The sequence below is a fragment of the Dorea chungnamensis genome, from assembly GCF_039832125.1.
In the GTDB taxonomy this organism is placed as follows: domain Bacteria; phylum Bacillota; class Clostridia; order Lachnospirales; family Lachnospiraceae; genus JAFBIX01.
Genome location: NZ_JBDOHT010000015.1, coordinates 1 through 14,791, shown reverse-complemented (window position 1 = coordinate 14,791; position 14,791 = coordinate 1). Strand labels below are relative to the sequence as shown.

The following is a 14,791-nucleotide window of genomic DNA, read 5'->3' as shown; positions in this document are numbered from 1 at the left end:
TGCCTCCATTCAAAAATGCTGTAACAAAAAAGAAATGCCTGTCAAACAGACATTTCCGAAGTGGGACTATCGGAAATCAACTCGAAGAATTATAAGATAATCCTAGAAAAAGTCAAATACGCCCTGCCGACCCCTGTTATTGATAGTTCTGAGTCTGCAGATTTTGCTACTGCATATAATATCAAAACTGAGATAAAACAGCAACAAAAACATTTATCGGACGAAGAACTCGAACTAATAGCTCAGAAATATCTTGCCGGAGTATCCACATATGACCTAGCTCAGGAATTTGGGTGCCATAGATACACCATCAGCAACAATCTAAAAAGAATGGGAATTGATGTTTCTGGCCACGTCGAAGGGCGGAAGTATAAGACCGAAGAAGTCATCCGGCTATATACTGAAGAGCGGAAGTCCGTTAAGCAAATTGCTAAGATGTTCGGAGTATGCGATGGAACTATATATAAATGCTTGAGGAGAAACAATATATCAACCAATCGGACGAGATGGGATTATGAGTAATACGATATCTTCGATGACAATATTCATCCCATTCTGAAGTATAGTCTATTTAAGATAGGGGGCTCGCCATAAAATAGCGAGTCCATATTGTTATTACTACTTCATTACCTTATTAAGTAATGCGTCATAGCTGTCTACGACATCGTAAACTACGTTTTCAGAGCTAATTGCCTTGAAATGCTCACGAGCGCAGTGAATCTTGGATTCTTCTACTAAACGGAGCTGCATCGAAGGCATTGAGTCCTTAGTTTCTGCTACGAAGTAGATATTCTCGCCCAAACCTCACGATGTGAACCTTGTGGGTCGCTATGGAAGTTCACCGGCAACTGCGCCCCTTGTGGATTTTCATCACAGATTGACGGCGTACCCGTCATACATAAAAATCCTCGTCACTGCTGCGGGCGTCGAGGATTTCTCTTGGAGAGGTTTCTTGCTTTTATTGCTATGTCAGCGGATCGGATTCGTGGATGATTACATCAGAAAAAAGAACAATGCGGACATATTTTTATTTTTTTCAAAAAACTACCTGATTGTGTGGGGCGCTTTCCTTTTGGGAGTGTTACTATAAAGTAGCTTTAATAAGCTTTTATCTTATATGTGCGAAAAGGAGGAATTTTTAATGAAACTAAAAAAATGGGGAGCACTCTTACTTGCATTATGCATGATATTCACGATGCTCCCAACAGTAGCCCTAGCAGCATCAGGGCCATATGCGGAAAAGGAGGTTATCGAGAACGATTTAATCGTTCAGCTCCCTTCGCTTGATAAACTGGTCGATACTCCGGCTTATGATTGGTTGGCTGTTAAGGCCGAACCAACGTGGGACGACGATACTATTCTTGATGTTGTCAAAGTCACTCAGGAATTTTACGACAGTACAGGCGAAAAAATGGCGGATACGGATACGTTCCAGAATAATAGTCGATATACGATGAAAATGACGTTCCAATCATTTGAGTCTTATCATGGAGATTACTATTATGTATTGTCTGGGAAAAACAATGTTTATGTACAATATATGAATGGCACTGGTGAAAGAGAGCCTATGAAGGTTACCGTAAATAAAGATGAGAATGGTAATCCGGTAATCACGGCAACTTACAGCTTCTCAATTGGCACGCCTCCGGAAGAACCATCACAAGAGGCAACCTATGAATGGGTTCTTTCCAGATGGGACGACTCTGCAAATACACCTTTAGACAAAGTAACTGCAGTCATTGGACAGCCAATCCAATATAGAGCGCAGGTTATTGAAACTCGCCCGGACGGAACGAAGTCACCTGTGAGTACAGAACAAATGGATCTTCAATGGGGCTACACTTATGTAACTACTGATATTGACATCACAGTGACGACATACTCTACCGGTTATATATTTACTATTACCGGAAATAAGCCGCTTGAACGTCCTGATGGTTTAATCTTATATACTGAAAACGTCGGTCCTGATCCATGTGTAGAAGCATGTTTTGATTTTGAAGTAGTTGAGCCTACAGAGATTGAATTAGACACCGTTTACAACATATCCGATCAGGCCGGACAATATTTATATTATCTGTATCAGCCGCCAAAAGACCAGACAGGCAATTACATTGGATACAGACTTTGGGTAGAGAATGCCTCCGGACAAGTTAAAGGCTCAATTCTCGGAAACCATCCTACCTACTATACAACAGACAGCGATCCCATTTCGTTTTATGTACAGCCAGCCTCAGACAATGCTCGTTTTGAACTTGTGAAAATAAAGCGCATAAAAAACATGGAGCTTTTGTCGGTTCCTGACAGCGTCATCAAAGATATACAGGAAAACGGATCTGCCGCAACTTTAAAGGGATTAGAATTCAAAGTCACATATACAGAAGGTGGCACACAAACTTATTTATATGACGGGGAAGGAATTAAATGGACACCGGACGGACGTTCATATTCATGTTTTTATGATGAAGAAACAAATGAAATAGAGATTTACTCATTTGATGATGTCGATTCCTTGTATACTGAAAGCTTTAAAGTATCTGAACAAGCAGAGAACAAAGTCAACATTACCGAAGGTCTCAGCGAAGTGACCGGTGATCTGAGCAATACGGAATACGATACCGTTGAAAAGATCGAAAGCAAGCTGACGGAAACCATCCTTTCCAACGAAGGGTATTCGGCGGATAATACCGTACTGTACGATATTGAGTTTGTAACCAGTGAGAATGGCGGTGAAACCTGGACTCCGGTCACTGCCGAGAACTTCCCGGCAGAAGGCATTGAGGTAACACTTCCTTATCCGGAGGGAACCAATGGCACGGAATATGATTTTACCGTTGTCCATATGTTTGATGAAGATGTGAACGGACACAAGGCCGGCGAAGTGGAGACCCCTGAAGTAACAGAGAGCGCGAACGGCATCTCCTTCCGCCTGACAGGCACCTCTCCTGTTATGCTCGGGTACAAGCCTCATACACATTCTTATGGCGGATGGACAGACTGCAAGGATGGCAGCAATCACCAGCGTACCTGCTCCTGCGGACATGTCCAGAAAGAAGCTCACGTTTGGGATGAAGGAAAAGTCACAAAGGAAGCCGCCAAAGATGCGGAAGGTATCAAAACGTATACCTGTAAGACCTGTGGCGCGACAAAAACGGAAAGCATCCCTAAATTGACTTCCGGCACAACGCCATCTACGCCTGGCGATTCTGCAAATCCGAACACGGATACAACATCACCAAAGACCGGAGATTCAGCGAACATTGCTTTGTGGATAATCGTTATGCTCGTATCTGCGGCTGGATTAAGCTGTACTTATTTTGTAAGACGAAAAAACAAAATCTAATCATTAATCAATGATAACATGCCCACAAGCGAAAGGATATTTCCTATGTCCCGCGCTTGTGGGCATGATTTTTTATTCGTTACTCCTATTCCAAGAAACTACCCTTTTGTGTAGGGCGGATTTGACCTTTCATGCTATAATATTCTTATCGTTATCTAACTGCGCAGATTGGTTAGAATAATCTTTTCTAAGGGGGAATACGATGGACGAGCGTAAAAAATCGATTGTCCGGCTTTTTGGGGCGGCGGCGCTGTTGTTTGCAGTCTCCGCATACCGGCAGCTCAGTATGCGGTATTGGCCGGAGGATTCTCTGCGGCCATATCTTGTCTGGGTGGTCTATATGCTTCTGCTTTTCGGCTGGCAATATACCATTACAACAAAAATCATGCAGAAATCCATGCGCGGCCACCTGACTGCACAAAATATCGTCAGTATCCTGTATTTAACGGTTCGCTTTGTTCAGGATGCTTTCCTCTATGTCAATATTCCGTGGATGCGCTTTACCGGATACTTTATCAATATAGCGGCTGTCTTCATTCCGCTGTTCGGTCTTTACGGCGCATTCTATCTCGGCAGATCGGAGGATTACCGGATCAGCAAAAAGTGGTATCTGCTCCTGATACCGGCTTGCTTTTTGAGTGTGATGGCGCTGACCAACGACCTCCATCATTTTCTGTATTACATTGTGCAGGAGGAACCCCAGCCGAATTTGTATTTTCACCCCCACATCGGTACCTATATCATCTATCTGTGGGGATTGTGGATGATTGCGCATCAGGTACATGTGATCTACCAGCGAAATGGTACAACAAAGTCAGATCCGCTTTACCGGAAGCTGATTCCCTTCTATGAACCGATTTTACTGTTCCTGTTCAGTATCCCTTATGCGGCGGCGGCCTACGTGGTGCGGTTTGAGCTTGTGGAATATTCGGCGGGACTGATCTTCATTCTTGTGCTTTGCTGGGAGCTTTATATCCTGGTCGGACTGATTCCGGTAAACACGCAGTACGAGGAAGTGTTCCGGCGGTCTACGGTGGCGATGCAGATTATTTCCCCAAGTGGGGAGACGATTACAACATCGGAAAACGCGACGGAAATCACGCCCGCTATGCTGGAAGCCCTAAAGCAGAATCAGAATTTTTCTGTTACGGAAGATATTATCCTGCACCTGCACCAAATCCCGGGCGGATGCATGATCTGGCAGACCGATCTCTCGCAGATCAACCAGGCTTTCCGGGAGCTTCAGAGGCTGAATGCGGAACTGGAAGAAGAACAAGATCTGCTGGCACAGGAAATCCATATCCAATCGGACGAAGCAAGCGTTCAGGCGCGCAATGATATTTATGACAGCCTATCCTCGGAGGTGTCTGGGCAGCTTACCTTGCTGACAGAACTTTTATCAAAAGAATCCCTTTCAGAGAACGACTGGAACCGCATTTGCCTCATCGGCACGTATATCAAGCGGTTCTGCAACTTGCGGCTCACTTATCAGGAGCAGCAGATGATTCCGGTGGGAGACTTAGCCATCAGCTTACAGGATATGGCGAAAGGTATGAAGAACCTTGGAATCCGGACAAGCTTGGATTTTTGCCCCACATCGAATTTAGAACCGGAGCTGATTCTTCTCATTATGAAAGCTTTGGAGGAGATTTTAGAAGAGGCGGATTTTTGCCTGACTTCTGTGGCAATCCGAATCAGCGATACGGTTTGCTTTGAGATTACCGGTACAGATCACGGGTTCGCTCCTCATTCTTTAGAAGACGGCTATCGGTTCCAGACAGAAATGATTCCGGCAGGCTATCGGCTTCTGCTTTTGAAAGAAGGAGAGGTGGCGCAATGATGAAAAAGAAACCATCGGCGAAAATGATTAAAAAGGCAATCGACTCCTATCCCGGCGGAATCTGCTTCTCCGCGCTGGATGGCCGGGTCATTCTCGTCAATAAAAAGATGAATAAGCTGGTACTGGAGCTGACCGGACACACGATCCTGAACGCAAAGGTAACATGGGAGGAACTTGAAGACTTTGCCAATAACGGCAAGGCGGAAAAGCTGCCCCAATCCTGGCTGCCGAAAGATACGGACAATGAAAGCCCCCGCCAACAGTTGTTCTTCCGCTTCTCCGACAGCTCGATCTGGCGTTTTGAACTGAGATTTCTTGATTCCAATACTGTTCAGATTGAGGCGGCGGAAATTACCAAACTCTACCGGCTCAGTGAAGAACTGTACGAGAACACCATTCGGCTGCAGGAGATGCAAAAACGACAGAAATCCTTGCTGGACAGCATCGTGGAAGTCAATTTAAATAAAGAGATTCTTGCCGCGAAAATGCATATCCATGATGAGCTGGGTCATTGTTTGCTGGTCACCACCAAGGCGATTACGGAAGACAGTCTGGCCGAAAACGCCGATGTACTGCGGGAAAATTGGAACAGTGCCATTCGTGATTTTTCCAATATTCCCACCGTGTGGACGGTTCCTGATTCTACCCTGCAATCTGAGCTTCTTCAGGTAGCAGAGCTGATTGGCTGTAAGGTCATATTCCTTGGAGAACAACCAAAAAGCCGCAAGGCATTGCAGCTTTTGTATGCTGCCATTCGGGAAGCACTCACCAATGCGGTACGCCATGCAGAGGCTACGGAACTGACAGTAAAAATCGAGCAAGACGAGAAAAGCTATCATATAGAGATATCCGACAACGGCAGTGTATCTGTTTCAAGCGTTACGGAAGGTAACGGCCTTAGCGCATTGCGGCAGCGGCTGGAGCAGGAAGGAGCCTCCCTAAAAGTGCTCTGCGACAACAGTGTTTCCCTTATTGTCGATATTCCCTTTGATTTAGATGACTCCCAGAAAGGAGGACGGAAATGATACAGGTTTTAGTAGTAGAAGATTCCAGGATCACCCGGGATTCCATTGAGAGCCAGATCGCCAAATCTGAAAAATATGTCCTGTATGCCTCCATAGAAAACGCGGCGAATGCAGAAATTGCCTGTCTGCGCGGGCGTGTCGATCTGATCCTGATGGATGTCTGTACTGCCGACGAAGAATCCGGCTTGAAAGCTGCGGCAAAGATCAAGCAGTACAACCCCAAAATCAAGATTATTATTATGACCTCCATGCCGGAGCATTCCTTTATCCAAAAGGCTAAGGCTTGTGGCTGTAATGGCTTTTGGTACAAGGAGTATGGCAGTACCGCTTTGATGGAGGTCTGCGACCGGGTGATGAACGGCGAATTTGTTTATCCCGAGGACACGCCGATGATTCGAATCGGGTACAGCAACAGCGCCGAGTTTACCAGTCGGGAATTTGATATTATCCGGGAGCTTGCGCAAGGCAGAAAATATGAGGAGATCGCAGCGGATCTGGATATTACGCCCAATACAGTCAAATACCACATCAAGAATATCTTGCAGAAAACCGGCTACCAGAATACTTTGCAGTTGGTGGCCGAGGTGGTAGAAAAGCGGCTGATTCTGCCGAAATATTAATTAAGAATCCACTGGACTTCCTGCCAAATATGCCGTAAGCTATATTCCTAAAAAGGAAAGGTGGGGTTATTATGGTTTGTACTTACGATGAATATTTGAAACAGCCAAAAGCGATTATATTTGAAAAAATGCAAACGATCCATGCGGAAATGCTCGTCGAGATTGGCACTGACATGGAAGCGTTGGAGCTTTATGACGAGTTAATGAAGGTCGCAACTCGCTATGCTGCGATTCGGGCAAATTGGCCGCTGCTTAGCCGTGAGGAGAAAAACGAGCAGGACTCCGGCAGGACTTCCTGCCACAACTCCGTGATAATACATTTTAATATGCTGGCGCGTTACTTAAAACAACAGGGCAAAACCGCAGCATGGCGTGACGAACTCGGCTACGAAGAAGATGATCCGTATAACCGAAAGGCCATCGGAGACTTCGCCTGCTATTTGGCTTTCGTGAATGGAGTAAATGCAAGATAATTTTTAAACCGCCGAGTTAAACTCGGCGGTATTTTACTCGCATGGACATTGTCTGCATTTTATTTCATGAATGGCATTATTCCCGTAGTGTCAGATTAGCGGAGCTTCTTGTATCGTTACTTTAGCTTATTGAATATTCTCTAATTTCGCAATAAATTCCGCTCTTTTTTCTTCGTTATAGAAAGGCATGCCAATAATTCTTGTATCTTCATTCTCAAAGAGAATATGGGAGTCGCTTTTTTCGGTAATCTCAAGCAAAAAATCCTCTTTCCATTTATCTCTTTCGAGGAGTTGGCCACCCTTTGGCTCGATAAATATTTGCCACGATACATTTCCAGTTTTCCTGTCATTAGCAAATAGCAAGAAGTCCGGCTCAAATGCTCGTCCGTCGTCAAATGAATATATCGTAACAGCCTTTTCGTTGCGCAAGAGATAGATGTCGCTCCATTTTTCAGAAAGATTCTCTATCATGCTATCTAGTGTTACAACAAGTGATTTTTCTTCGCTAGTTCCGTAATTTTCCTTATATGCGTACCAGTCTTTTTGTGCAAGATTTAACCTGTATTTTGGATTTTGCGCAATGAATTGAGGTATGCCATATTCCTTATCACTTCCAGCATCTACGGTATGATACTTACGTCTTATTGAATCTTTGAACAGCTGCGATATCGGTTTAGCAATAAACTGCTCGGTTCCTATATATCGTTCGTCATTCTGGTCAATTTGAGCTTCTATGACTGAAAGAACATATTCAGCTATATATAGCTTTTGTCGAGAAGTTAGGCTATTCTTGGTATTTTTTGAGCCCGTGACAATTATTTTTACTTTGCCAACCATAGTCATAAACTCTTCAATACTATTTAAAGCGAATATCTTTTTAGATATCCGGTTGAATCGAAACGCCTTATTCTTTGCGATAGCATGGCGGAGTATATTAGCCGGGATTAATCTACCAAAATCAAATTCAAGATTTACTATCTCGTCTGCACTATAATGCTCATTTTGGACTTCATCAAAAACCGACGTTATATGCCCAATGTTTGTAGGAAGAGATATTTCGACAATCTCCGGAAAATCAAAACCATATAGAGTAGCCTTGCGAATATCTTTAATAGATGCTTCGGTTCGCGATACGCGCTCATTTATATACACAACGCCATCGGTATAGGTTCGCGTCTTCTTAAAGGATTCTTTTAATTCTAATGTCCTTTCGACGTAATTCTCATCCATTAATCCAGACGTGACTAATGCTTGTCGAATTTCTTGAATATATTTTGGATTACTTGCCGAGTGATAATGAAGTTGCTCTATGAGCCGAAGTTCTTCATTTTCGTTGTTGTCGAACTTCCGGACATATTTCTGCTCAGGGTTATCTACTACGAATGGATAGTAGCGTGCTCCACGACCAATAAGCTGCGCTTCTCTAATCGTTGTCTTTCCCGGAGCGCCATTCCTTGCATCGCGAGTATCATATAACCGAACGATATCAAAAAGATTTAAGACATCCCATCCCTCATTTAGCATATCTACGGCGAAAATTGCACGAATTTCATTGTCCTTATCTTCGAGAGAATTCAGCCTAATCTGCTTGTCTGAATCAATATTATTGCCATCTATGAGGAGTAGCCGTTCCGACATAAAATCGTTCTTTAATTCCTCAACAATATCAGTCAATTCTAGGTTAATCTTTTTAAAAGCGTCTGCCAATATATTTGAAGCACCGGATTTCTGCTCTATTAAGTCATTTACTGACAAAGAAGTTATTAGTTCCCTAAACATTCGAAAATTAGCTTTGTTTTCTGCGATGGTTTTCGATTTAAATAAAACAACTGGCTTTAGCCAAATACCATGCCTGAGAGCAACTTTCTTTCGGTATTGCGAAATAATAATCGCTTGAAGCATACGGCTCCTAAGATCAGAGTCGACATCGTAGATGAAGACATCCTTGCTGTAGCCATCTTGACGAAAGTTTTTTAGGTCATATCTGTAGATAATACGGTCGAAATATTTATAGTAAATATTTGGATCTTCTAAATCAATTGTTGCTGTAAATTCAAGGAGGATGGGATCTTTCGCAATATCCATAATATTAGAAATAGTCGACTCCCAACTACGGTTATCTTCTAAATCATCTTTTGACAGAAGCGTAGAGGAATTATTATGATGCGCTTCATCGCCGATTAATACAATTTTCTTATTGTCGAACTCTTCATATGAAAGCTTATTTTCGCGAGGAATATTCAGATCTGTATGTAATCCTTGAATGGTCGTGAAAATAATATTAATTGCATTATTATCTGTCTCAGAAAAATTCTCAACCTCGCAAATCTCAACTTTCTCGCCATCAATTTGAATATTATTCGAAAACAAATATTTGCTACTTCCGGGATTGGAGAAGTTATCTCGCGTCTTCTCGATGATATTCTTGCTGTTTACAAAGTAGATAAAATTCCGATAGCCTCGCTTATACAGATCAAGTATAAGGCTCGCCATAATTAAAGTCTTACCAGAACCAGTTGCCATATTAAATAACAACTGAATTGGAACTTTTTTGTTTACCGAATCATTATCTATATAGTGCATCCATCTGCCAATGGCTTGTTCTTGGTATGGACGTAATTTATGGGAGAGGTTCTCACGAATATGCTTAGGCGTCGACGGGAAAGATATTCCCGATGCCGTCACCATGTTATATTTCTCGTATAGTGGTTTATCTGGAGTCATTTTTATGCTCCGTAGAATTCTTTGTTATGTTTTTTGTCTGCTTCAGAAATATTGTAGGTTTTATCTTCAATCTCGGAATAATTCAAGTAGAGCGTGTTGTTATCTATGAGATCAAGAAGGATATGCTTTTTATCCGCTAATGATAATTTTTCGAACTCATCCGCATTAACTTTCTTCGGATCTACGCGATAGGATAAGAATGATGAATGAAGAACTTCATCGAGCAACTCCGACATATTGTCTCCGTTGCTCATTTTTATGCGCTCACGGAATTTATTTGCGTCATTCTTGATATTGCAATAAACGAATGAGCCGCCACCGGTCCAGTTAACGGATTTCGATATGCCGCCCTTATGGCCGCCAATAACGTCCTTAAGGCGCTTTATGGAAATATCTTCAATGTAATGCATCTGTTCAATACCAATGTACTGGCGCCCCATCTTGTGTGCTACGGCGGCAGTCGTTCCGGAACCAAGGTGATAATCTAGGACAATATCACCAGGATCGGTAACGGATCCAATAATCCTCTGCAGTAACGCCTCTGGTTTTTGGCCACCAGAAAATTTCGTCCTTTCCGAAAGGTTTTTAGGATCAAGAGCAATAATGTCCTCCCAGACATCATCAATAATATACCCATTCACTTGATATATCACCTCACCTTCATCCGGTTGGCCATACTGCTTTATATATTTCCTTAAGTATGCAGCAAATCTGCTATCTGTGGTAGGATGATTACCATATCTTATTTTATTTCCATCCACGATAAATTTACCCCACCTCTTATAATCCACGGTCTCCTCGATGTTGTCTTCGTAAATTAGATTAAACTTTGGTCTATTATGTTTCTTGTACCAGAATATGGTGTCGTGTTTTTTGGGAAAATAATCTTTTACTTGGCCGACATATGTTCGATAGCGCCAAATTATCTCATTCATGAGATTATCCTCACCGAAGATTTCGTCGCAAAGCACGCGTAAATAACCATCTTGATTTTCGTCACAATGAATAAAGATAGAGCCATCGTCTGAAAGTAATTCCTTTGCCACCTGCAACCGGTTCTTTATAAATGTAAGCCAAGTTGAACGAGTAAATCTGTCGTTATACATAAAGCTATCGTTGTCGGTATTGAACGGCGGATCAATATAGATAAGCTTAACCTTGCCAGCAAAGCGTTTCTTGAGCGAATGAAGGACAATGAGGTTATTGCCTTCTATAATAAGATTATCGTCTGGTTTTAGCTCATCTAATTCATGCTCGCCGTCTTTGTCGTAGCGTTTCCAGTTAGTAAAGACTTTGTCATCGAGAATGGTGGTTATTTGATCCGGAGCGAGAACTTCATTAAAAAAGACTTCGTCGCGCTTTTGATCCTCTTTAGTCTGACCGCCTTCTAGAACACAATCTTTATACGGCCAGTTTAGTACGACCCGGTTATCGTCGGATATAAAATTATCACCGGAAGCCAAGCCGATCTTTGAAGAGAATCGCGTGTATGAGTCCGGCAAGAATTCCTTTTGCAAAATAAACTGAAGAAATACATCTTTCTTGAAAATTAATCCAGCTTCAGTCTCTGTGAAAAATAATTCCTTAATAATGTTATCGCTTAACAATAAGCTAAACAATCCGGCGTCATATTTTCTTGCCAGTTCGGCAAGCATATTTTTATTCAACTTCTCATCAATTACAAATTCGCTATTGCTTTTTAATAGCTCAGCTAATCTATCATAGTATTTTTGCATTTTTGCTCCATATTACTCTATTTATAGATTAGCATATCTTTGAAAAATAATACTGGACGCCTAATCGAAATGTGAAGTAAGCTAATTCTAGAGAGAAGTTATTTCCTGGAGAGGTGCGAGTATTATGAAGGATTTAAATGATAAGAGCTATAAATGCAAATTATGTGGGAAATATTTTTTGGAAAACGAAATGAGCGACGAACATTATCCTGCAAGAAGTGTTGGTAATGAAGATATAGTTGCTTTTGATATAGTGAAGGCGATGGACGTAATTCAATCTAAAGAATTTCGAAATGAGATTACGAATAAACTTGCTAATAATGTGGCTTTTGAAGATGTGGTGGGCGATATATGCGATGAAAAGCTCTCTAAGCCACTATATCGTGCCGGTAGAACCGCAAGAACGTTATGCCAAAAATGTAATACCTTTTTAGGAAAATATGATGAGGCTTATCTGAAATTCTTTAATCATGACGGTAATCCTAATATAATTAAAGGCTTCCAAAAACTAACAAAGTATCAGATTATTAAGTCTATTTATGCTAAGTTCTTATCTGTTCCGGAAACCGCAAATGAGGAGTTTGATTTTATCGATTTTGTCAGAGATGAGGCTTCGATGGACTATTCTGGAAACTGGAATTTATATTTTGTAAAAAGAGATTTCACTACCGATCTCTTAGGGATGCCAGATATAGGAACAGGAAAGGCTACATTCGATGAAGGTGTCGTATATGAATTATCCGATGAAAAATTTATTTTTAATCTCATGAATTTCAAGAAACATGATTGTTATGAAATGACAAATATTTTTGAGATATTAACTACTGGATACCACATAGTTGAAGGTGTTGGAGATAACGGTGGGTATCACGGCCAAATTTTATGGAGCCGCCTAACTATTGAAGGACGAGACGAGTCGATATAGTGGCGATTCTCTCGGTTTTACAGTTTTTCCTATTTTTATGCATCTATAGAACTCATCATTTTTCTTATCTTTTGCTCTATGTAGATTTCGGAATTGGCGCAAGGACTCATTTTCTCACGACTCTTACTCTAAGCCGTGAGATTTTTATTTAAAATTAGTACATAAAGAATGTAAAGTCTATGATGCGAATATTATTTCCTGTATCAAGGGCGACGTTATAACGCAGAGATGTTTATAGCCTCCTTCAGATTTCACCTCACGATGAATACTCTTGATGTTCAGCCATACGCTTCCCGCTATCTGGACATGTTCGGAGCTTACGCTCGTTAGAGCGTACCTATGGCGCACAAAACAAATAGAACGGAAACCGTTATTCAGAATCCGTTCTTCGTCATTTTAGCAACTCATCATAAGTTGTCTCAAGACAATCTCTAATTCCGCGAAGCTGTACGCCAGTAATGTGCTGGATGCCTCTCTCAATCTTAACTAGAGATTGTAGTATACAAGGATGTTCAGTATGAAGGCAGTCATGAGCCGATAGTTAGCATTGAGACTTGGGATAAAGTACAGAATATCCTTGCTTCTAGAATAAATGGCGAACGAACAGTAAAACATCCGCATTTCCTAAAGAGCAGCGTATACTGCGCAGAATGCGGTTCGCGACTAATGGTTAGTAACGAAAAGAAAAAGAATGGCGACGTATATCCCTACTTTGTCTGTGCGGGACGGCACAGTAAACGAGTAAAAGATTGCACGATGAAAGCCGTATTAATTGATGTGGTCGAAAAGAAAATTGAGCAAATCTACGATAATTATCAGCTTCCGCCAGAAATACGCCAAGATCTGGAAGAATATCTACGGGTAATTATTCTGAAAGAGCGCGAAAAGTTCAACTCAGAGCTCGATGGGCTGAATCGTACAAAAATATCTCTAGAACATAAACGCCAAAAGCTACTTGAAGCACATTACTCTGACGCTATTCCACTAGACTTAATGAAAAGTGAACAGAAAAAAATCGCTAAAGAATTAGCGGGCGTTGAACATGAAATTAATATGCATAATGTGACTTTTGAAAATATTTTAGCCAATCTGCATTTAGCCCTTGATCTTATCGAGGACTGCGGAACAACTTACAGAGCTGCCGACGATATGACTAAACGCCTAATTAATCAAGCTCTTATATCTAGGTTTTTAGTATCCAACGGAAATGATGGGCTTAATATTAATGTAGAATTTAAGGCACCCTTCGACACTATATTGGAGCCGATAAAAGATACCGTAGCCCACGTTAATCAGGCACGAAGGAGTGGGCTAAAGAAATTGAGTGAATTAATAGAGACGACAAAAAATCACATCCGCAATATCTACGGATGTGATTTTCATGTTTCAGATTCTCCAAATCCAATATATTCTGAACTTACATCGAACGAACCAAATTTTTTTATGGTAAAAAGTTCGAGTAAGGACCTTTTGGTGGACCTGGCGGGAGTTGAACCCGCGTCCGAAAGCCCATCCACCAGAGCATCTCCCATCACAGTCATTATTCTGACATTCCCTCCGTCAGTCACCTAATGACAGGTTACTGACTTTAGTAGCTTCATAAGTTCTTCCATCTCCTCAAAGCTTTGGAAACGAAGTGCTCCGCCTTGTTGAAGCCGGTTACTTAAGCAGCGGATGACCTAAGACCGACTGCTGCCGATATTAGGCAGCGTACGCTAAATTTTCGTCTGCGTTTATATTTAATTGAAACTTTTATCGTAGTGTCCCGCTACGGATGGCTTCTCCAACTTCCAGACCCCCGTCGAAACCAGTACAAGCCCTGAATTCATGCTCTCTGGTCTGCAAACGAATCTTTTGTTAGATATATTTTATTATAGAAATCGAAACTATGTTTGTCAAGAGCATATAAATGCCATTTTTTTCTAATAAAAAATTTCAAAGCCAAAGAAATCCCAAGAAAATTCTTGTATTATCATCCTCTTTCCTGACTTTTGCAAGAAAATAAGTATAAAATACCCGTCAAGCCCAATAAATACAGGGCCTGGCGGGTTTGCCATTTTGTCATATTTTCATGGCGTTTTTTCCTTTGGAATGAAAAAAGTGAA

Annotated in this window: 10 protein-coding genes, 1 other RNA gene and 1 pseudogene; 8 read left to right on the top strand and 4 right to left on the bottom strand. The window is 41.6% G+C overall.

Annotated elements, in window-relative coordinates:
* Positions 1–60: 60 nt before the first annotated feature.
* A complete protein-coding gene (locus ABE613_RS12180) occupies positions 61–522 on the top strand; it encodes a helix-turn-helix domain-containing protein (protein WP_158371054.1) in 462 nt (153 codons plus the stop codon).
* A gap of 96 nt (positions 523–618) precedes the next feature.
* On the opposite strand, the gene ABE613_RS12175 is transcribed toward ABE613_RS12180, so the two are convergent.
* On the bottom strand, positions 619–801 hold the full coding sequence (locus ABE613_RS12175) for a restriction endonuclease (RefSeq protein ID WP_158371056.1): 183 nt from the start codon (positions 799–801) through the stop codon (positions 619–621).
* Between the two features lie 340 nt (positions 802–1,141).
* On the opposite strand from ABE613_RS12175, the gene ABE613_RS12170 reads away from it, so the two are divergent.
* The 5 genes from ABE613_RS12170 to ABE613_RS12150 all read left to right on the top strand — a co-directional run bounded on the left by ABE613_RS12170 (position 1,142) and on the right by ABE613_RS12150 (position 7,301).
* On the top strand, positions 1,142–3,343 hold the full coding sequence (locus ABE613_RS12170) for an LPXTG cell wall anchor domain-containing protein (protein ID WP_347376504.1): 2,202 nt from the start codon (positions 1,142–1,144) through the stop codon (positions 3,341–3,343).
* A gap of 202 nt (positions 3,344–3,545) precedes the next feature.
* Positions 3,546–5,183 carry a hypothetical protein gene (locus ABE613_RS12165; protein WP_347376503.1) on the top strand — a complete coding sequence of 546 codons (1,638 nt, stop codon included), beginning with the start codon at positions 3,546–3,548 and terminating at the stop codon, positions 5,181–5,183.
* Complete coding sequence (locus ABE613_RS12160; protein ID WP_347376502.1) at positions 5,180–6,208, top strand: sensor histidine kinase; 1,029 nt, start codon at positions 5,180–5,182, stop codon at positions 6,206–6,208. Before ABE613_RS12165 ends, ABE613_RS12160 begins: the two co-directional genes overlap by 4 nt.
* A complete protein-coding gene (locus ABE613_RS12155; protein ID WP_347376501.1) occupies positions 6,205–6,828 on the top strand; it encodes a response regulator transcription factor in 624 nt (207 codons plus the stop codon). The genes ABE613_RS12160 and ABE613_RS12155 overlap by 4 nt, the downstream gene beginning before the upstream one ends.
* A 71-nt stretch (positions 6,829–6,899) precedes the next feature.
* Positions 6,900–7,301, top strand: coding sequence for a hypothetical protein (locus tag ABE613_RS12150; protein WP_347376500.1), 402 nt, complete (start codon positions 6,900–6,902; stop codon positions 7,299–7,301).
* Positions 7,302–7,427: 126 nt separating this feature from the next.
* Here the strand turns inward: ABE613_RS12150 and ABE613_RS12145 are convergent, their stop codons facing one another.
* Both ABE613_RS12145 and ABE613_RS12140 read right to left on the bottom strand, forming a co-directional pair.
* Positions 7,428–9,989 (bottom strand): DEAD/DEAH box helicase family protein, encoded by a 2,562-nt coding sequence (locus ABE613_RS12145; protein ID WP_347376499.1) that lies wholly within the window; start codon positions 9,987–9,989, stop codon positions 7,428–7,430.
* A 38-nt stretch (positions 9,990–10,027) separates the two neighbouring features.
* The gene (locus ABE613_RS12140; protein WP_347376498.1) at positions 10,028–11,761 is read right to left on the bottom strand and encodes a DNA methyltransferase; all 1,734 of its coding nucleotides are present in this window, start codon (positions 11,759–11,761) and stop codon (positions 10,028–10,030) included.
* 124 nt (positions 11,762–11,885) lie between these two features.
* Here ABE613_RS12140 and ABE613_RS12135 point away from each other — a divergent pair, with 124 nt between their 5' ends.
* Together ABE613_RS12135 and ABE613_RS15205 are read left to right on the top strand one after the other, a co-directional pair.
* On the top strand, positions 11,886–12,686 hold the full coding sequence (locus tag ABE613_RS12135; protein WP_347376497.1) for a hypothetical protein: 801 nt from the start codon (positions 11,886–11,888) through the stop codon (positions 12,684–12,686).
* Positions 12,687–13,178: 492 nt separating this feature from the next.
* Positions 13,179–13,469 (top strand): annotated as a pseudogene (locus ABE613_RS15205) (recombinase zinc beta ribbon domain-containing protein); the annotation flags it as partial.
* Between the two features lie 688 nt (positions 13,470–14,157).
* Here ABE613_RS15205 and ssrA read toward each other — a convergent pair.
* Positions 14,158–14,506: a transfer-messenger RNA gene (gene ssrA / locus ABE613_RS12130) on the bottom strand.
* Positions 14,507–14,791 lie beyond the last annotated feature (285 nt).